General features: G+C 46.0%; 8 protein-coding genes. All 8 read left to right on the top strand.

All coding sequences use genetic code 11. From position 1 onward, the window contains the following. The first annotated feature begins 116 nt into the window (after window positions 1-116). The 8 genes from BHV73_RS05645 (at window position 117) to BHV73_RS05610 (ending at window position 22,830) form a co-directional block, all read left to right on the top strand. A complete protein-coding gene (locus BHV73_RS05645) occupies window positions 117-3,122 on the top strand; it encodes a polysaccharide lyase family 8 super-sandwich domain-containing protein (RefSeq protein WP_009123142.1) in 3,006 nt (1,001 codons plus the stop codon). Between the two features lie 28 nt (window positions 3,123-3,150). Further along, window positions 3,151-4,560: a sulfatase family protein gene (locus BHV73_RS05640; RefSeq protein WP_286737345.1), complete on the top strand. Its 1,410-nt coding sequence runs from the start codon at window positions 3,151-3,153 to the stop codon at window positions 4,558-4,560. A gap of 33 nt (window positions 4,561-4,593) precedes the next feature. Beyond that, on the top strand, window positions 4,594-5,814 hold the full coding sequence (locus tag BHV73_RS05635) for a glycoside hydrolase family 88 protein (protein WP_286737344.1): 1,221 nt from the start codon (window positions 4,594-4,596) through the stop codon (window positions 5,812-5,814). Between the two features lie 210 nt (window positions 5,815-6,024). Further along, window positions 6,025-10,071, top strand: a complete 4,047-nt coding sequence (locus tag BHV73_RS05630) for a hybrid sensor histidine kinase/response regulator transcription factor (protein ID WP_286737343.1) — start codon at window positions 6,025-6,027, stop codon at window positions 10,069-10,071. Between the two features lie 36 nt (window positions 10,072-10,107). Next, on the top strand, window positions 10,108-14,139 hold the full coding sequence (locus BHV73_RS05625) for a hybrid sensor histidine kinase/response regulator transcription factor (protein ID WP_009123138.1): 4,032 nt from the start codon (window positions 10,108-10,110) through the stop codon (window positions 14,137-14,139). Window positions 14,140-14,279: 140 nt separating this feature from the next. Continuing rightward, window positions 14,280-17,048: a glycoside hydrolase family 95 protein gene (locus BHV73_RS05620; protein ID WP_009123137.1), complete on the top strand. Its 2,769-nt coding sequence runs from the start codon at window positions 14,280-14,282 to the stop codon at window positions 17,046-17,048. Window positions 17,049-17,094: 46 nt separating this feature from the next. Continuing rightward, window positions 17,095-19,602, top strand: a complete 2,508-nt coding sequence (locus tag BHV73_RS05615; protein ID WP_009123136.1) for a DUF4962 domain-containing protein — start codon at window positions 17,095-17,097, stop codon at window positions 19,600-19,602. A gap of 168 nt (window positions 19,603-19,770) precedes the next feature. After that, entirely contained in the window at window positions 19,771-22,830 is a 3,060-nt protein-coding gene (locus tag BHV73_RS05610) for a SusC/RagA family TonB-linked outer membrane protein (protein ID WP_009123135.1), read from the top strand. Window positions 22,831-22,838: the final 8 nt, after the last annotated feature.

Raw genomic sequence — 22,838 nt, 5'->3', positions numbered from 1 at the left:
ACACAATTGTAATGCAATAGAAGAATATTATTATCCTTAAAAACAACATTATACTCCCGTTTCGAGTGAATACGTTACTTTTGTTTCGCAAGAGAAACTATAAAAACCAAAACAGCATGAAAGACAAGATTCTTCATTTATTGATTGTATTATTCATCTTCCCGGCTCTGGCATCCGCCGCACCAAAGGAAGAAAAAGTATTTGCCAATTACTTTGACATCCCGGTAAACAGCCCGGAAGGAACGGAAGTTATCGGCCGTATTCATTTGGAAAGGAACAAGGATGTGCTGACAAACCCTATTCCTGCCGGTTATCACTTTGAGATTCTCAAACAAGAGGACGGAATGTTCAAACTGGAAACCCGATACGACTTATCTAAACGTATAATGGGCGTACTCACCGTGGCCCAAGGGCAGAACACCGGAAGCACCCCTTCCAATCATCGCCTGACCATTGCCCTGAAGGACGGTGACAAACAACTGAAAAAGTTCAATATCAACGTCAAAGTTGTAAAGGAAACCTTATGGAGTTTGTTCAACAAGCGATATACCCCGAAAACACTTGAGAACAAACGTCTATACGGACGTATCAAATACACCGATGATGAAGTAGCCGCCAAGATTGACGAACTGAAAAACAACGGCTGGAAATTTGCCGGACTGGAGAAATGTTACCAAGGGCGTCCGCAAGACTATGTAGCCAAGCTCGACCCGACCAACGACCATGCGCCGAGCGGAACCATAGAATACGACTGGGCGGAAGTCGCCAACCGGATAGGCGGACTGGGTTATTCCTACGCCACTTCCAAGGTATACGGGCCTAAAGGCGACCCCGAAAAGCGAAATGAGTTAAAAGAGACCTTGTATCAGGCAATATTAACCTATACCAATTCCGTGCCCGTAGAGGGAAACGAAGTCATGGTAAATGGAAAGCCGATCGGCAATTGTACCGGTGACGGTTTCGGCATGCTGCAAGCGCACAACATGGCAGGTATGCAGACACCCACTCACCAATGGACACTGACCGACCCATTGGTAGTGCCCGTACTCCATCTGATGCCCGAACTGCTGAAAGGCATGCGCAATCAGGATGAAACCTGTCTGAAAGTGCATAACGCCCTGATACGTTACCTGCAAATCTTCTTTGCCGAAATAGAAAGCCGCCGCGCCATCGACAATCCCGATGGACGCTGGGGCGAATTGCAAGACACCATCTACTCGTCCGGTGCATGGGCAGACGCCAACCTCGGACACCGTTCACGTACATTATTGGCGTTACCCATCATCTGGGCAGACTACAACCGTCCCTTGACTTACGTACAGTATTGGTACAGCGATTTCTACCACGACCAGCCATTTAAAGGATTCAGTTTCTCACCGGGTTGGAGCCCTCACGGCATTGTACCGGACCTCAGCCGCTGGATGACCAAATATAATATTATAGCCCACAAATATATACAGTCCGGGTTCCAGCCCGACGGAACCATCTCCCACCATATAGGCAATGCGACCGATGCCGCCATGGTAGCCTATGGCTTCGAATGGTTGACGGACTGTAACAGCGGATACGGCTATTTCAAGAACACGAAATTCAAAATAGCCGATAAATACTACCAGTTCCAACTGGACCGCCTGCTGAACGTATATCCGAAACTATTCTACAAGCAGCGAATGGACTTCCTTGTTGCCGGACGTTCCTTCCTGGATGACCTGCGCGCATTTACCACCAAAACCTATACCAAGGCGGTGAAATCTATGCTCAATGCGCAGAACAAAGGCTCCAAACTGGCCGGAGTAGAACAGTTGAACACAATCTGCCGGCAACTGAAGGACAATACATTTGAATATTCGGGTACGGATGCCTATTGGGTAAACGAATATCTGGTACACCGCCGCGGTGAAAACGAAATGCCATTTTACGCTTCGCTGAAGCTGAAATCGGAACGTACCGTAGGCGCCGAGGATTTCAGTAAGAAAGTCCGCCGCTCTTGGCACATGGGATATGGTATCTTGCAAGTTAAAGTAAAAGGAGATGAATATTCCGACAAGGTTATCTGCAACTTCGACTGGCACGCCCTGCCCGGACTGACGGAAGAATGGCGTACCGATCCGATGCCGCTGGGACATGCGCAGGCATCGCTGCCGGGACTGAACAAGATTTCGGGTGTACTGGCAGACGGCAAAACCGGCATGGGTATCTATCACCATCTGCCGAAAGAAACATACAGTTCGGCCACCGCGTTCAAGAGTTACCATTTCATCGAGGACAAAATCATCGCTTTGGGAAGCGATATCGCCCGCCTGCGTCCGGGACAAGGAAATGAGATTACAACTTTCATCGACCAAACCGCATTGAACAGTCCGTTGACTTGGTGTGCGGGTGAAGAAATACAAACCGTAGAGCCCGGACAGTCAATAAACCTCACACAGGAAATAAAAGATGTATGCTGGCTGCATCAAGGCAGCAAAGGGTATGTTATCTTACCGGTAAAACAACTGTCATTACAGATAAAGAGCGGTAAGGAAATAAATATCACCGACCGCACGATAGCCGATAAGAAACCGAATTTCATTATCGCCGTAAGCCATGGAGTGCAACCCGGACAAAACCGGGATAACGCCTACCGTTACATACAGCTTCCCAACGTCAGTGCGGAAGAAATGCCGGAACGAGTGGAAGCCTTGTTGAAAAACCTGGAATTCACCATGCAAGACGGTGCCGCACATGCGGTATATTCCGATACGGACAAAACCTGGCAGTATGCTTTCTTCAAGCCGGGAAGCATTTCCGTAGGCAAAACCACGGTAACTTCCAATGATGTGGCACAGATTATGCTGCGTGATAATGGATCGGAATGGGTATTGTCCGTAAACAACCCGATGCCGGACGGGCAGAAACAAACTCTGACTTTCAGCACATCCGCCAAATTGCCCGCCGGAACCTATACCTATCAAACCAAAGGCGTATACCCGCTCGAAGGCGAAACCGTTACGGTAACATCAGAAGGCAAAGGCAGCAAGGTTACGGTAGAATTGCCGGACAGCCGCGATGCAGCAAAATACAACTATCAATCGGACTTGTACGCAGCTACGCCGATAATAGTGAACATCCCCAAAAAGTAACATGAAGAAGTACTTAAAATAACGCACAATGAATAAACTATCCATAGTATGTTTGGCTGCTGCAGGATTATCATCCTGCACCGGCTCCCAAACAACGCAATCCGAGAGCGGAAATGCAGATAACAAATCCGCCCGCCAACCCAATATCGTAATCCTGCTGACCGACGACCAGGGATACGGCGACATGAAATGTTATGGCAGTCCGCACCTGCAAACTCCCAACCTGGACCGATTGGCTGCCGAAGGAACCCGTTTCACCAATTTCTACGCCGGAGCAGCCGCTTCCACCCCTTCCCGTGCCGCCTTGCTCACCGGACGTTACGCCGAGCGTGTAGGAGTACCGGGCGTAGTAGACGATACCTCGGAAAACGGTATCAAACGCAGTGAAATCACTCTGGCGGAATATTTGAAACAGAACGACTACGCCACAGGAATCGTAGGCAAATGGCATTTAGGATATCAGCCTGAATATCTGCCGCTGCGCCACGGCTTCACCGAATTCTTCGGTCTTCCCTATTCCAATGATATGTGGCCTTACCACCCGGCACCCGACCATGCCTATCCGGCGCTGCCGCTCTACGACAACGACCGTGTGATAGAATACAACGCTCCCGTCAACCAAATGACCACAAGACTGACCGAGCGTGCCATCCGGTTCATCAACGACCACAAGGCGGAACCGTTCTTCCTTTATCTGCCCTATACCCAGCCTCACGTGCCATTGGGCGTATCGGACAAGTTCAAAGGAAAATCCGGTGAAGGCCTTTATGCCGACGTAATCATGGAAATAGACTGGAGCGTAGGCGAAATCATGAAAACCCTGAAAGCCAACGGGCTGGACGAAAATACCATTGTCATGTTTACTTCCGACAACGGCCCGTGGCTGAGTTACGGTAATCACGGCGGCAGCAACGGCGGACTGCGTGAAGGTAAAGGAACTACTTTCGACGGCGGACAGCGCGTACCTTTCATAGTCCGTATGCCGGGCGTAATCCCCGCAGGCAAGGTGAGCGACCAGTTCCTCTCCGCCCTCGACATCACGCCGACATTGGTAAACCTCACCCAATCGCAGATGCCCCGCATGAATAAATTCGACGGACAAGACGCTTGGGGTATCCTTACCGGAGAGGAAACAGGACACCGGCCTTTCTACTTTGTATACAACGGCGTAGTGGAAGCTCTGCGCGACGGAAAATGGAAATGCGTAGTTCCGCATAGCTACCGCATCGTAAAAACTCCCGGCAAGGACGGACTGCCCGGCGAACAGATTGCCAAAGGCGGAAACATCGGCCTTGCCCTCTTCGACATGGAAGCCGACCCCAAGGAGAGTAACGATATGGCAGCACAACATCCTGAAATCGCAGAGCAGATGTACGCCCGAATCAAAGAGTTCCAAAAAGAGATAGACGAAGAAATGAAATATCTTATAATTGAATAAAATACACTCGTATAAACAAAAACGAATCGTATCATGAAAAGACCCGTACTGCTATTGGCATTAACCCTGCTGGGTTGCCAAAGTATCCTGACAGCCCGGCAAATGCACCCTCTTCAGGTGAAGGTGGTGCCCGCATGGGTGGCAAATGCCTTCACGGTGGCGCAAACACAATCGGAAGCCATGTACAACGAAGTTATGAAAACCGGACTGCTTCCACGCTCTATCCAACGGGGATTACAACCCAAAACAGACTGGACGGCAGGCTTCTTCCCCGGTACGTTATGGTATCTGTACACCTACACCGGAGAAGATACATGGAAAACGCGTGCCGAGAAAGCCACCGCCTTGATGGAAGGAGAACAGAACAATGCTTTCGACCATGACATAGGTTTCAAAATGTATTCATGCTTTGGAAACGGTTATCTGCTGACCGGAAACAAGGCCTACCGCCACATCATCTTCCGTTCTGCCAAAACGCTGACCTCACGTTACTCGTACAAAACAGGACTTATCATGTCGTGGGAACCGGATGTAAAACGAGACTGGCTCTTTCCGGTCATCATAGACAACATGATTAACCTGGAATTACTGATGGAAGCCTACAAAATGTCCGGCGATACCACACTCAGGCATATCGCTGTCTCCCATGCGGACAAAACCATGAAATATCATTACCGCAAAAACATGTCCTGCCCGCATGTTGTGGACTACGAACCGGAAACGGGAGCCATGCGCAAGTACGATTGGAACAACGGTTCGGACGACACGGCGAACTCCACTTGGTCTCGCGGCCAATCTTGGGGGCTCTACGGCTTTACGATGATGTATCGCGAAACAGGTGACCGGAAATATCTGCAACACGCAGAAAAGATTGCGGATTTCCTGCTAAGTCACCCCAACATGCCCGAAGATATGATTCCTTACTGGGATTACTCCGCTCCCGAACGCTCAAAGATGCGCGATGCATCGGCAGCAGCCGTTATGGCTTCCGCATTAATGGAACTCAGCACTTATTCCGCCCGGGGAAAGAAATACTTTGAAGCCGGAGAAAAACAGCTGAAAAGTCTGTCTTCTCCCGCCTATCTGGCAAAACCCGGAACCCATAAAAACTTCATCCTGATGCATGCCACCGGAAACTTACTGCGTAACAGTGAGTTGGACGGCGCGCTCTCGTATGCCGATTATTATTACATGGAGGGATTGTTGAGATACCTGCGACTTATCAATGGGAAAGAGCTGTATAAGGTGATATAGTTGTTTTTGTTACTGCGCATACTTAGAATTAAAGTTTAGTTTATAAGAATCAAAGTTTAATTCATAAGAACCAAACTTTAATTCTTAAAGATAAAAGTTCAATTCTAAGTATGCGTAGTACCAAAAGCAACTATTCTTTTCGGCGCAGGCATGTTCATATAGAGTTTTTTCGTACCTTTGTTGTTACAAAACCTTATCAATCAATGAACCATGACAAAGCCTATCATATTATCCGTATTACTTTGGCTATTCATATATCCGCTTCACGCACAGACTGCCGCACCGATCAGTTTCGTCCATATCGGATTGGACGAAGGCTTGTCACAAAGCACCGTATTCGATATTGCCCAGGACAAATACGATAATATGTGGTTTGCCACCTATAACGGACTGAACAAATATGACGGTTATACATTCACCGTATATCAGCACAATGAAAAAGACCCGCTAAGTTTAGGCTGCGATATCGTCCGTTCGTTAAAGACTGACGACCAAGGCAGAATATGGGTCGGAACTTATGAAGGCCTTTCATTGTATGACAGCGACAAGGAGTGTTTCCAAAATTTCCAATACACGAAAGAAGGTAAAAACATGCCTGTCAATAAGATTGTAACAGTCAACGGGGAACTGTTGCTTATCTATACGGATGAAGAGCTTATCCTGTTCAACACCCGCACGCAATCATTTTCCAAGTCCCTGCTGAATCCCGATTTGTTTACCATCACTCCCACATCCGTCAATCGTCAGGGAGACTACATCTATATAGGAAGCCGGGAAGGCCTGTTTTCTTACTCCGTCCCGGACAACACGATCGGAAGCATCGCACCTGAGGTATTTAAAGAGAAACGCATATCCGCCGTATTGCAACAGTCTCCCACCCAGTTATGGGTAGGTACCGAAGGTAACGGACTATTCCTCATAAACCCGCTGAACGGCGACGTCAAACAATATACGGCAACACCGGGAAGCACACGCCCGATCAGTTCAGACTATATACGCGTGCTTTCGTTGGATACGCAAAACAGGCTATGGGTAGGCACTATCAATTCTCTCAACATATATCAAAAGGAAACCGATTCGTTTTCGATATACAAGAGCAACCCTCTGAGGAAAGGCAGTCTGTCGCAGACTTCCATTCGCAGCATATTCACCGATTCGCAAGGCGGAGTATGGCTGGGAACCTTTTTCGGCGGTCTGAATTATTACCACCCGTTGAAGAACCGCTTTCAAAAGATACAGTCTGTTCCCAACCGTAATTCTTTAAACAACAACATAATAAACTGCATAGTAGAGGATGGGGGAAGTAATTTATGGATCGGTACAAACAGCGGTGGCGTCAACTTCTATAATTCCAAAACCAATACATTTACCCACTATACTCAGAAAGACGGCCTGGGGTCTGATGACGTAAAGACAATCTATGTGGATGAGCAACAGAACAAAGTCTATATCGGTGTACATGCCGGCGGAATCAGTGTGTTACACCGCAACACCGGCCGCATCGAAACCTTTACCATCCCGTATCCGTCGGGCATTGCCACAAAAAGCATCTATGCCATCGTACCCATCGGTAACGGTGAATATTGGGTAGGAACATTGGGAGGGGTGGTACGTTTTAATCCCGCGCTGAAGACGTTCACTCCCGTTACTACCGAAAAGAACGGCCGACCGTTTAAAAGTACGCGAATCACCACCGTATTCAAGGACAGCAAGCAGCGCCTCTGGTTCGGAAGCGAGACAGGCCTCATCGTCTATACACAAGACGGAAACGAATTGCAAAGCATTCCCGTACTGTCTTCGGACTCCCCGCTTAATCATCGTTTTATCAACTGCATATACGAGGGAAGCAACGGTATCTTTTGGATTGGTACCCGTAACGGTATTTACCGCTTTGATGAAACGGATAAAACAAGTAAACAATATACTACTGAAGAAGGGTTACCTAACAATGTCGTATTCGGCATATCGGAAGACTTTGAAGGAAAGCTGTGGATAAGCACGGATAAAGGATTGAGCTGTTTCCAGCCCAAGACTGAAAGGTTCCGTAATTTCACAAGCAACGACGGATTGCAAAGCAACCAGTTTACAGCATCCGCCTACTGCCGTACCGCCAATGGAAAGATGTACTTTGGCGGAATCAAAGGCATCACGGCCTTTCAACCGGAAGAAATCGTAGACAATCCGTATACTCCTCCGGTCATCATCACTCACCTGCGGCTTTTCAACAAGAAAGTTACACCGGGTGACGGTACACGCATACTGAAAACCAATATCCGGGAAACCCGCAGCATAACCCTTACCGCGAGACAATCCATGTTCTCACTGGACTTCGTAGCGCCCAACTACATATCAGGCCAACACAATACTTTCGCCTATATGCTGCAAGGATATGACAAAGAATGGTATTACACAGACAATCAACGTACCGTGTCCTACTCCAACCTGCCGGCAGGGACATACCGCTTTCTGGTGAAGGCCGCCAACAGTGACGGTAAATGGAACGAGAAACCGACCGAACTGGAAATCACCGTATTACCGGTATGGTATAAAACATGGTGGGCCGTGCTGATGTTCACCGCGGCTTTCATCGCGGTTACAATTTTCATATTCCGCTACTTCTGGATGCGTAAAAGTATGCAGGCCGAGCTCCAAATGGAACGGGTGGACAAAGAGAGACAGAAAGAAGTGAACGAAATGAAGCTCCGTTTCTTCATCAACATCTCGCACGAACTGCGCACGCCACTGACCCTGATACTCGCCCCCGTACAGGAAATGATGGATAAGGTAAGTGACAGATGGCTGCACAAGCAACTGGAACATGTACAAAAAAACACCAACCGGCTGCTGCATCTGGTGAATCAGCTGATGGACTACCGGCGTGCCGAGTTGGGAGTATTCAATCTCAAGGTCAGACGTAACCCGATTCACAAAGTCATTGAAAAAGACTTCTTATTCTACGACCGGCTGGCTCAAAGGAAAAGAATAGCCTATAACCTTTCTTCAGAGGTAGAGGGAAAAGAAATCCTTTGCGACCCCAACTATCTGGAACTGATTGTCAACAACCTGCTATCGAACGCGTTCAAATACACCGATGAGGGAAAAAGCATTACAGTGGTACTGAGGGAAACCGGTAAGGAACTGCTGCTGCAAGTAAGAGATACCGGAAACGGAATACCCATCGACAAGCAAGCTAAGATATTCGAACGTTTCTATCAAGCGGACAACGAACACATGGGAAGCGGAATAGGCTTATCATTGGTACAACGCCTTGTAGACTTGCATCACGGACGAATCGAGCTGGAAAGCCGGGAAGGTGAAGGAAGCGCCTTCTCCATTTATCTACCGACAGAAGAAACGGCATATCGACCGGAAGAAATAGCAACCCGGACAAACGCCATCGGGGAACAACAGGTGTACACCACCAACAATCAGGATATGTACATCGTTGACACGGAAGATGAAAAAGAGGTAATAAAAGAAGAAACGGCAGAGAGTGACGGGACACGGAAAGAAAAGATACTCATCGTAGAAGACAATTTCGATATTCGTCGATATCTGAGTGATGAGTTGGGAAAAAGTTACCACATATCGGAAGCGGGTAACGGAGAGGAAGCATTGGCGCTCATGAAGGAGCAAGAGGCGGACTTGATTCTTACGGATGTCATGATGCCCGTTATGGACGGCTTGCAACTGTGCAAACAGATTAAGCAGAACCTGCGCACCTGTCATATACCTATCATCATACTGTCCGCCAAAGCGGATTTGAAAGAGCAACTGGAAGGATTGCAGGTAGGTGCGGACGATTATATCCCCAAACCGTTCTCGATGGCGGTGATTACCACGAAAATCAGAAACCTGTTCCGCACGCGTTACCGGGCTATCGAGCATTACTCCAACTCTTTGGAAGTAGAGCCGGAGAAAGTGGCGCTCAACGTAATGGACGAAGAACTGCTGAAAAAAGCGGTAGCCATTGTTGAGAAACACATGGATGACGTGGAATTTTCCACCGATGATTTTGCCCGTGAAATATGTATGAGCCGTTCCAACCTGCATCTAAAGTTAAAGGCGCTCACCGGAGACACAACAAATGACTTCATACGTAAAATCCGTTTCAACCGGGCATGCAAACTGCTTAAAGAGGAACGGTATACAGTAGCTGAAATCAGCGCAATGGTAGGTTTCAATACTCCTTCTTATTTCTCAACGAGCTTTAAGAAGTATTTCGGCTGTCTGCCTTCGGAATATATCAAGTCGTAACAAGATATCCATACAAAAAACTTAGAAAAACAAAATATGACAAAGTACTTCACCTTCCTTATAGCAACCATTATTGCATTGTTATCACCGCTTCATGCACAGCCTGCGGAACATATCAGTTTTGTGCATATCGGAGTGAATGAAGGGTTATCACAGAATACTATTTTTGACATAACCCAAGATAAACAGGGCAATATGTGGTTTGCCACCCATGACGGTCTGAACAAGTACGACGGTTATGATTTTACCGTATATCAACATGACGAGCAGAATCCATACAGTATCGGAAGCGATATAACCAGAGCGTGCATGAGCGATTCACAAGGAAATATATGGATAGGTACGCAGGAAGGCTTATCGCTCTATGACGCAACACAAGATAAATTCTACAATTACACCTACCCGAAGAATAAAGCCAATACCCCAATCAACGGTATGGTGGAAATCAATGAAAATCAGTTGCTCCTATTCGCAGGCAAAGACGAGAATCTTTTGCGGTTCGATACCGGAACCCGCCGATTTTCCGATACTCCGCTGCACCCTTCGCTTTTATCCATATCACCTACCGCTATCAGCAGACAAGGAGACAATATATACATCGGAAGTTATGAAGGAATGTTCGTCTACTCAATCTCCCGCAACACGCTCGAAAATGTCCTGCCGGAGAAGCTGAAAGGAAAACAAATACTCTCTATTTTACAGCAATCCCCGGTCTGCCTATGGGTGGGCACAGAAGGAAACGGATTATACAAAATCAATCCCCGGACAAAAGAAGCAATCAATTATACCCACATCCCCGGAAAGAAAGGAAGTATCAGTTCCAATTATATCCGTTCACTGATACTCGACTCGCAAAATGTTTTGTGGATAGGCACTATCAACTCTCTGAATATCTATAACGAGGCTACCGACTCCTTTAACAGCTATACCAGCAATTCAGAGGTCAGCGGAAGCCTTTCGCAAACATCCGTCCGTGACATTTTCATGGACACTCAAGGAGGAATGTGGTTAGGAACCTATTATGGCGGATTAAACTATTACCATCCGTTGAAGAATCGCTTTCATAACATACAATCCGTTGCAAAAGAAAATTCGTTAAACAGCAATACCATAGGCTGTATCAAAGAAGACGCACAAAAAGGTATCTGGATAGGTACCAATAACGGCGGTCTGAACTATTACAACCCGCAAACGCAAAAATTCACACATTATACACAGAAAGACGGCCTCGCTTCCAATGACGTAAAAGCCATACATATAGATGAAGCGCAGAATCTGGTCTATATCGGAACCCATACCGGCGGGCTCAGTATTCTGCACCGGAATTCCGGCCATATCGAAACGTTTAACAGTAGAAATACGAGAAACGTATACGACATCCGGCCGGCCGCCAACGGTGACTTATGGCTGACCGGCATGACGGTTCTTTTACGTTTTGACACCCGGCAGAAAACATTTACCCGCGTAACTCTCCAAAGTAACGGCCGCCCTTTGGAGCAGGAACAATTTACATACATATTACGTGACAGTAAACAACGCCTTTGGCTGGGCAGCGAAACAGGACTGAACGTGTACACGGAAGACAATAACGGACTATTAGTCTGCCCTATACTCCCGGACAGTTTTCCGGTACGGCGTAAGGCAGTCAACGCCATATACGAAGCACGGAACGGAATTTTCTGGATAGGAGCGCGAAACGGGCTCTACCGTTTTGACGACAGTACAAAGGAGTATAAACAGTATACCACCGCTGACGGACTGCCCAACAACGTGATACACGGAATCTTGGAAGATGCATCCGGCAGACTGTGGCTAAGCACGAACAAAGGCCTGAGCTGTTTTCAGCCCGAAGCTGAAAAATTCCGTAACTATACGGACAATGACGGGCTTCAAAGCAACCAATTTACGAATAATGCCTACTACCAAGCGTCAGACGGCCAAATGTATTTCGGCGGCATCAACGGCGTCACTACATTTCATCCGGAACAGATCGTAGACAATCCGTACACTCCACCGGTTGTAATCACCCGATTGCACCTGTTCAATCAAACGGTATTTCCCGATGACGATACCGGCATATTGAAGAAAGACATCAGCGATACGAAAAGCATCACACTATCGAGCAAGCAATCCATGTTTTCACTGGATTTCGTGGTATCGAACTACATATCGGGTAATCATAATACGTTTGCCTATATGCTGCAAGGCTATGACAAAGAGTGGTACTACTCCAATATCTTGCGTACGGTATCTTACTCCAACCTGCCGGCAGGAACCTACCGTTTCCTTGTAAAAGCAGCCAACAGCGACGGGAAATGGAATGAAATACCGACAGAACTGGAAATCACGGTATTGCCCGTTTGGTATAAAACATGGTGGGCTATCCTGTTATTCATCATCGCCTTTATCTCCATCGTCATTTTCGTCTTCCGTTACTTCTGGATGCGCAAAAGTATGGAAGCCAAACTGCAAATGGAACGCGTGGACAGTGAGCGGCAAAAAGAAATGAATGAAATGAAACTGCGTTTCTTTATCAACATTTCCCATGAATTGCGTACTCCGCTCACTCTGATTCTCGCTCCGGTACAGGAAATGCTGGATAGAGTAAGCGACCGATGGCTGCACAAGCAATTGGAACATGTCCAGAAGAATACCAACCGGCTGCTACACCTGGTGAATCAGCTGATGGACTATCGGCGTGCCGAATTAGGCGTGTTCAATCTTAAAGTAAGACTCACCCCGATACACGATGTTATCGAAAAGAACTTTTTATTCTACGACCGTTTGGCGCAACGCAAGCGAATATCCTATAACTTCAACTCCAATGTCGAGGGACGCGAGATTCTCTGCGATCCGGATTATATGGAACTGATTGTAAACAACCTGCTTTCCAACGCCTTCAAATATACCGGTGAGGGCAAAAGCGTCACTGTTACATTGCAGGAAGAGAACCATGAACTGCTTCTCCGGGTAAAAGATACAGGAAACGGTATTCCCATCGACAAACAGGGAAAAATATTCGAACGCTTTTATCAAATAGATAATGAGCATTTGGGCAGCGGCATCGGATTATCATTGGTACAGCGACTTGCAGACTTGCACCATGGACGAATCGAACTGGAAAGCGAAGAAGGGGCAGGAAGCACTTTCTCCGTCTATCTGCCCACAGAAGAATCGGCCTATCTTCCGGAAGAGAAGCAATCCGCATCAGACCCCATGGAAGAACAGAGAATGTATACCACCAACGACCAGAATATGTATGTAATCGATACGGAAGTAAAGGAAGTGACAGAGGAAACAACGGAAGCAGACAGGCAACGTAAAGAAAATATCCTGATTGTAGAAGATAATACGGACATCCGGCAGTACCTCTGCGAAGAGTTAGGCAACAGCTATCACATCCTGACAGCAGAAAACGGTGAAGAGGCGTTATCCATCGTGAAAGAACAAGAGATAGACCTTATACTGACCGACGTCATGATGCCCGTTATGGACGGCTTACAGTTATGCAAACAAATCAAACAAAACCTGCGTACCTGCCATATACCTATTATTATCCTGTCTGCCAAAACCGATTTGAAAGAGCAATTGGAGGGCTTGCAAGTGGGTGCGGACGATTACATTCCCAAACCTTTCTCAATGGCAGTGATTGTTGCGAAAATCAGGAACCTGTTCCGTACCCGGTATCGGGCTATTGAGCATTATTCCAACTCATTGGAAGTGGAACCGGAAAAAGTGGCGCTCAACCCGCTGGACGAGGAGTTATTAAAGAGAGCAATAGAAATAGTGGAACGAAATATAGATAATGTAGAGTTCTCCACAGATGAATTTGCCCGTGAGATGTGCATGAGCCGTTCCAACCTGCATATCAAGATGAAAGCGCTGACAGGCGAACCGACCAATGACTTCATTCGTAAGGTACGTTTCAACCGGGCATGCAAGCTGCTGAAAGAAGGAAGATACACAGTAGCAGAAATCAGCGGAATGGTAGGTTTTAATACCCCATCGTACTTTGCCACCAGCTTTAAAAAATACTTCGGTTGCCTGCCGTCAGAGTACGGAAAGTAACTATTCGGACAGAATTAAAATACAATTCGACAAAAGTGAGACAGGTTTGCACCTGCCTCACTTTTTATTACACGCTACTATAAGCCGAAAAGTATTTGCTTGCCTATATTTGCTTTGAACAAAAAGGCAAGAATACATATATGAAAAACAGGAAGAAACTCTTAATCGTTCTATTATGCCTCTTTTATATAATCAATGTACAGGCACAACATGAAAACATAAAACGTTTGACCTCCGATTATGAACTTTGGTACGACGAACCTGCAAGCAACAAAGGCGGCCTGATTCCCGCCAATGAATCGGAACGTCCCATAGATATAGATTGGGAACGTTGGTCGCTACCCATCGGAAACGGTTATATGGGAGCCAGTATCTTTGGCGGTACAAGTACCGAAAGATTGCAACTGACAGATAAAACTTTATATATACGGGGACTTTGGGGGGCCGAAACACAAACGTCATTCGGTGATTTATATCTGGACTTTTTCCATGACCTCCGAAGCGATTACCGTCGCAGCCTGAACTTAAACAAAGGTATCGCCGAAGTCAGTTACCAATACCAAGGCGTAAAATACCACCGCGAATATTTCATGAGTTATCCGGACAATGTACTGGTCATCAAGCTGACCGCCGACAAACCCGGAAGCCTCACTTTTACCGTTCGCCCGCAAATCGCACATTTAGTACCTTTCGGACCTCTGCAACGTACGGATACCATGACCATAGGTTACTTGAGCGGTCCCACGCAAACCCGCTTCAGCTATAACGGACGTGAAGGTAAGGTGTTCGCTAAAGATGATATGATTACGCTGAGAGGACAAACCGAATATCTGAAACTGATTTATGAAGCGCAAGTCAAAGTGATTCCCATAAATGGCAGTATGTCCGCTTGGAACGACTCTAACGCAGACCATGGTACTATCCGAGTAGAGAATGCCGATTCGGCCGTTATACTCTTGGCTTTAGGAACCAACTACCGATTATCGCCTCAAGTATTTGCCAATAAACCTGCCGAAAAGCTGAAAGGATATCCCGACCCGCATACAGAAATATCCCAACGCCTTATAAAAGCCACCCAGAAAGGATATAGCCAACTGCGCACCACTCACATTAACGACTTCTCCTCGCTTACCGAAAGGGTGCAACTGAATATCGGCCCCAAAAGCTATCTTCCCACCGACCGCCTGTTGGCTGCATACAAGGCCGGAAAGCAAGATACGTATCTGGAAGAGTTGTTTTTTCATTACGGACGTTATCTGCTTATCAGCAGTGCCCGCAAAGGTGCTCTCCCACCCACTTTGCAAGGCGTATGGAACCAGTACGAGCTGGCCCCCTGGAACGGTAACTATACCCACAACATCAACATACAAATGAACTATTGGCCTGCTTTCAACACCAATTTGACCGAACTGTTTGAGAGTTATTCCGATTACCATAAGGCTTATAAACCTATGGCCGAACAATTTGCATCAAAGTATATCAAAATACACCACCCGCAGCATTTCTCTGACGAACCCGGTGGCAATGGCTGGACTATGGGTACAGGAGCGGGAGCCTATATGGTAGGAATGCCCGGCGGACACTCCGGTCCCGGCATGGCAGCTTTCACCTCAAAACTTTTTTGGGATTATTACGCTTTCACCAATGACAAACAAATCCTAAAAGAGACATCCTATCCTGCCATACTGGGAGTAGCCGATTTTCTGAGTAAGGTTACTACCGATACGCTCGGTCTTTTACTTGCCAACCCTTCTGCTTCACCCGAGCAATATGCTAAAGCCACTAACCGTCCCTATCCCACTATCGGTTGCGCTTTCGACCAGCAGATGATATATGAAAACCATCAAGATGCCATTCGTGCCGCAAACCTGTTGGGCGAGCATAACGAAAATATCCGTCTCTTTAAAGAACAGAGTAAGCGTTTAGACCCCGTACAAATAGGGTACTCCGGTCAGATAAAAGAATACCGTGAAGAAAAGTACTATGGCGATATCGTGCTGGAACAGCATCACCGTCACCTATCACAACTTATCGGTCTTTATCCGGGCACACTGATAAATGAGAATACTCCCGCATGGCTCGATGCCGCTAAAGTAACGCTCAACCGTCGCGGCGATGTTTCTACCGGTTGGTCTATGGCCCATAAGATAAATCTTTGGGCACGTGCCAAAGAAGGTAACCGTGCACATGATCTCGTAGCTGCCTTGCTGACAAACGGTATTCGCGAAAATCTTTGGGCAACCTGCCTTGCCGTACTGCGTTCACCTTTTCAAATTGACGCCAACTTTGGCGGGACGGCCGGCATTGCGGAAATGTTGTTGCAAAGCCATGAAGGATATATACATATACTGCCTGCATTACCCGATGCATGGAAAGACGGTTCATACAAAGGGCTTACTGCACGCGGCAACTTCGAAGTATCCGCCAGTTGGAAGGAAGGACGGCTCACAGAAGCCAAAGTGTTGTCAAAACAGAATAACACTTGTGTCTTGAAATACCCCGGCATTGCATGTGCAGAACTGAAAGATACCACCGGTAAAATGATAAGATACAAATCGCTTGGTAAGGACAAAATATCATTCCCGACAAAAGCCAACCAAACATATACAATAAGTAATGTGCCGCAACACACTGTAACGGCAGCCCCACAGGATTTGACAGCCGGTTTCAACGAAGATACCGTTTCCCTTCAATGGAAACCTGCCAAAGATGCTGCCGCCTATGCCGTATACCGTACTCGCGGCAACAATCCCGATTACGAACTGATAGCAACCGGCGTGAAGCAACCGTCATACAAATATACCTCGTCAGAACTTAAAACTACCGATTTTCTGATTTTCAAGATTGTATCACTCGACCGGAAAAAGAATGAAGGAAAGGCAACAACTATCTGTGTTGAAAAGAAATAAATAACAAACCTAATAAAAACAGTTTTTATACAAATAACTATCCAACATGAAAAAACAACTCTTACTCTTCTTGACATTCTGCCTGATACCGCTTTCTATTCAGGCTGAAAACATCCAGTGTATCCACGAAAATGAACGCGAAACGCCGTATCCGCAACAAGAGCATACTTTATATATAAACCCTTCGCCACTGCTGGTTCCAAAAAGCGTCAAGCAATCGGATTTCCTGCAATTCAATCTATCAAGAAGCAAAGACTTCTCGGATGCAAGTACCGTGCTGTCCCAACCCAAGCCCTGGTGTATGTTCAATCCGCACAAAGTATTGGAAAACGGTACATGGTACTGGCGTGTGCGTTCGGTAAGCAAAGAAGGTAAAGAGTTTTCCTGGAGCAAGACATACAGTTTTACCGTAACCGATGACATACCCCGATTCGTAACACCTGAAGCCAATGTTTTTTTGAGTAGCATCCCTCAAGCGTATCCCCGCATCTATTGTTTCCTGAACGACAATCTGGAGAAAGCGCGCAGGAAAGTACGTTCACATCCGGAGTTCGAAAACATGATTACCGACTCGCGCAATGCGCTCGGTTCAAACTATGCCAACGATACCAAACCATACAGACAAATCACCCGTATGGCGGTCGAATGTGATAATCTGAATACTGCCTATCAAATGCTGAAATTGGATGTATACGCAGAAAAAATGGTACAAAACGTACGCTGCCTGTTGGCCGTAGAACCTGACAAGAAGGTTATCGGCAATGATTTCAATGCCGGAGAATTGATTTACACATTGGCATGTACCTATGAGAATTGTTACGACCGCTTCAGTTCACAAGAGCGTAAACAGATAGAAAGTATCATTATGGATGTACTGTCACTCTATTATAAGAGCCATATTCTGGAAAATGAAGAAACCCATATCTTCGACAATCATTTCTGGCAATTCGCATTCCGCCACTTCATGCAAGCCGCATTGGTGATGTACGGCAAATATCCGCTTGCCAAAGAATATCTGGAATACAGCTACGAACTTTGGACGGCACGCGCCCCGGCCTCCGGTTTCAACCGCGACGGTTCATGGCATAACGGAACAAGTTATTTCAGCGCCAATGCTGTTACCCTATCTTATGTACCCACCCTGTTCAGCTATCTGACAAAAACAGATTTCATGCAACATCCCTGGTATAAAAATGCCGGCATCGGCATGCTGTATAGCTGGCAACCCCGGGCATTGAGTGCGGGGTTCGGCGACGGACACGAAAAAAATAACGGCAAGCCCCTGCGCATCCGCAGTGCTTTTGCCGATTTCATGGCACGCACTACCGAGGACCCGTACGCCGCCTGGTATTCGTCTATCAACAACCGTTATAAAACAGAATCAGAAACGCGCCTCTACCGTATGGCATGCGGCAAACAACGTCCCCGACAAGCCGAATTACCGGCAGATGCTCCCAAAGCCGTATGGTTCAAAGATACCGGTGAAATGATAGCCAACAGCGATTTGAAGGACTATAAACATAACATCAGTCTCAGCTTCCGTTCCAGTCCGTTCGGTTCCGGCAGCCACACGCACTCCAACCAGAATGCTTTCAACTTGCACTATGGCGGAAAAGCCATTTACCATGCGGTAGGTCATTATATGAACTTCTCCGACCCGCATAACCTGTTGTCTTACCGCCATACACGCGCCCACAACACCTTATTAATAGATGGCATCGGACAACCGTTCACCACACGTGCGTATGGAAACATTGTACGCATGTTCAACGGGGAGCATGTCTCCTATGCCTTGGGAGATGCTTCCAACGCCTATTGCGGCATCAGTGAATACCCCATGTGGCAAAAGAACTTTGCCGGCCACAATCTTGAACAGTCACGCGAAAACGGTTTCGGAGAAACTCCCCTGAAGAAGTATCGCCGCCATATCTTCCTGTTGCACCCCAACATCGTGGTTATCTACGACGAATTGGAAGCAACTAAAGCGGTAAGTTGGGATTGGCTGCTGCACAGTCCGGTAAAATTCCAGATAGACGAAGCAACATCAACGTTGACAACCCGTAACAAAAAAGACAAATATATTTCTGTCGCCCGCTTGTTCAGCGAACAAAAATGTACTATCAGCCAAACGGATAAGTTTGCCGCCGAGCCAAACAGGCAAATAGGTGTCCGCGGTGAAGACTTTACCGCTCCCTGGTCGTTGACAGCCAGTTATGAACCCGGTAAGGCCAATCGTATACTTACTATTATTCAAGTGGAAGCGAACGAAAACCGAATTGTAAATATAGAACGTTCCGGCAATAACAGTTTTCAATGCGGTGACTGGAAGATTGAAGCGGAGCTGAATACCAAGCGTCCGGCAAGTCTGTATATTTGGAACCGTAAAACACAATCGACATTCAGCTATGGAAAAAACAGGCCTGTTATAAACGGTAAAATGTATAAAAACAAAAGAAAGGATTCCTCTATCTTATACGATAGCTTCAATGGGACATGGGAAATACGGGAAATGAGAGACAGGCCTGCACTCTATACAGGTGGAATACAAAAATAGCATATACCGTTGCAAATAATTAATATATTTTAATAATATCTACCGCAATATTAATACATTTGCATTTAAATCAAATATATATAACATGCATACTTATTCAAGATTGTCTATATAAGACAGATTATAATACTTTAAATTCCTTATTGTTTAACTTAAAAACAAAGTCGTATGAAAAAACACATTAGATTACTTTTTGTAACAATGATGTCTTTCATCTGTTTCGTTGCCTTTGCGCAAGAGCAACGAAGAACCATTACAGGTACAGTGAAAGATGTAAACGGAGAATCCATTATTGGTGCCAATGTTTCAGTGGAAGGAACCACTCTTGGAACAATAACAGACATTGACGGAGCTTTCAAATTAGATGCTCCGGAGAATGGTAAACTTATTATCTCATTCATTGGATATGAGAAACAAGAAATCAGTATCAACAAAAAAACCAATTTTTCCATTACATTAAAAGAAGATAGCGAAATGCTTTCTGAAGTCGTCGTAACGGCATTAGGTATTAAACGAGAAAAGAAAGCATTAGGATATGCCATGCAAGAAGTAAAAACAGACGTTTTCTCAGAAAACCGTTCTACCAGTGTTTCAAACCTACTGCAAGGTAAGGTAGCCGGCGTACAGATATCGCAATCCGGCAGTGGCGTAGGTGGGCCAACTCGTATTGTGCTCCGTGGTCTGAACTCTTTAAGCGGTAATAACACACCGCTTTGGGTAGTTGACGGACTACCTGTTCTGGATAATTCCAACAGCAATACACAGTTCTCATATTCTTCCGGAGCTGCCGACATCAACCCTGATGATATCGAAAGTATTTCAGTATTAAAAGGTGCCAATGCTGCCGCTCTTTATGGTTCAAGGGCACAAAATGGTGCAATTGTCATCACTACCAAAAAGGGTAAGGAAGGAAAATTGCAGTTGGAATATAATGGCTACGTTTCTATGAGTAAAGCCTACGACTCGTACGAATTCCAAGATGTATATGGCCAGGGTACCAATGGACAATATGCACTGGAAGCCAGTGGTTCATGGGGTCCCAAGATGACAGGACAAATGATTCCCAACTGGCGTAAAGAACTTTATGGAGATGAGTCCTACAAAGAATACGCCATGTTACCTCAGAAAAACATCATTGATGATTTCTTCCGCACAGCTTTAAACTATGTAAACTCAGTCAGCGCAACCGGCGGTAACGAGAAAATGAATGCGCGTTTCTCTTTCACCGACACCCGTAACCAGGGTATTCTGCCCAATGAATCCATGAATAAACAGAATTATAACTTAAATGTGGAAATCAAAAACAAATATCTGACCATTGGCGGTAAAGTATCTTATTTCCGTGAAAAAGTAAAAAACCGTCCGGAAACTTTCTATACCGGTGTATGGTCACATTTGATCCGTTTACCACGGAATATCCGTTTACAAGACTTACAAAACCCGGTAGGTATTGACGGTTATGTTGTGAACTGGCATGGAGAAGATACCGAATACAGAAATCCATACGGACTTATTGCAAACGGAAATGGAAACGAATTGAACAGAGACAGGTTCCAAGGCCAGGTAACCGTAGTAGGTAATATCACCGATTGGCTGAAAATAACCGGACGAATCGGTTTGGATAGAATTTCAGACAACGTAGAAACCTATATGCCTTATCATGCAAAAGCGGAAAGTCCTAAAGACTTAATGACCGTTACCAACACCGCAAGCGAAGAATTAAACGCAGACCTGATGCTGAACTTTGACAAACGATTTAAAGATTTCTCCTTAACAGCCAATGTGGGGATTGCCACCAACTACAACAAATTTAAATCTTTAGCCGGTGAAAGCGGTAAAGCAATCATTCCCAATTTCGTAGCATTAAGTAACGGTGAAAGCAAACTGGCTATTCAGGACTTTTCATCGAAACGCATCAACTCGGTTTTAGGAAATGCTACTTTGGGATATAAAGGATATGCCTTCCTTGATGTTACAGCGCGTAATGACTGGTCTTCCACCTTGCCTTCATCCAATTGGTCTTATTTCTACCCGTCTGCAAGTTTAAGCGGAATTCTGTCCGACATATTTGAACTGCCCAAAGAGTACTTTTTAAAAGTACGTGGTTCTATTGCACAGGTCGGCAACGACACAGCCCCCTATGCGCTCTATAACGTATATACTCTGGAAGCGTTAGGTAACCATACAGTAGGAAGTAGCTCTAACACATATCCATTGGCCGACCTTAAACCCGAGAAAACTTTATCATGGGAAGTAGGTGTAGACTACCGCATGTTCAATAACCGCCTGGGCATTGACTTTACTTATTATCGTTCTACCACAACCGACCAAATTCTGTCAATGACTGTTCCCGGTTCCTCCGGATATGCCAGCAAGAAAATCAATGCAGGAAAAATGGAAAGTAAAGGTGTGGAATTAATGGTAACCGGTACTCCTATCCAAACCAAAGACTGGCGTTGGGACGTGACTTTGAATTGGGGTAAAAATACAACTCGCAATGTAGAGCTGGATGAAAAGAACAAACGCTATGTATTCCCGCTCACCACCAATGTACGTGTAGGAAAGGTTGTCATTGATGAAGGTGGAAAATTTGGCGATATTGTATCCACTGCATACAAAAGAAATGAAGATGGACGTATCTTGGTAGGAGACAACGGTCTGCCTCTCATTGACACTAAATCCGAAAAGGTCATCGGTAATATGATGCCTGAATGGACAGGCTCCTTTGGTACCACACTATCTTGGAAAGACATTGTATTCAGCGCTCTTATAGACGTAAGATACGGCGGCCAATTCCTCTCAATGACCGATGCTTATGCTACCGGTGCCGGTAACTCCAAGAGAACATTGAGTGGACGTGACGGCATGGTAGTAAACGGTATTGTCGAATCAACCGGACTGGAAAACACCAAGCAGGTAACTGCTCAAGAATATTATGCTACTATCGCCGGAACTTATCCTGTAGGAGAAGAGTTTTTACACGATGCCACATACGTAAAACTGCGCGAACTCTCTATCGGCTATACACTGCCAAAAATCTGGTTCAGAAACACTCCGATAACCAATGTAAAAGTTTCTATCGTAGGACGTGACTTATTCAATATTTACAAGGCCGCTCCCGTAAATGCCGAGTTTGCACAAAACAGCCAAGACGTATTCCAAGCTTTCGAACTTGCCGCTCTTCCGTCAACAAGAACAGTAGGTTTCTCACTTAACGTAAAATTCTAAATAAATAT

It is taken from the genome of Bacteroides sp. 44_46 (assembly GCF_001915465.1).
Taxonomy (GTDB): Bacteria; Bacteroidota; Bacteroidia; order Bacteroidales; family Bacteroidaceae; genus Bacteroides; species Bacteroides clarus.
The sequence above is the reverse complement of the archived record's forward strand: the minus strand, read 5'-3'. Positions and strand labels throughout refer to the sequence as shown.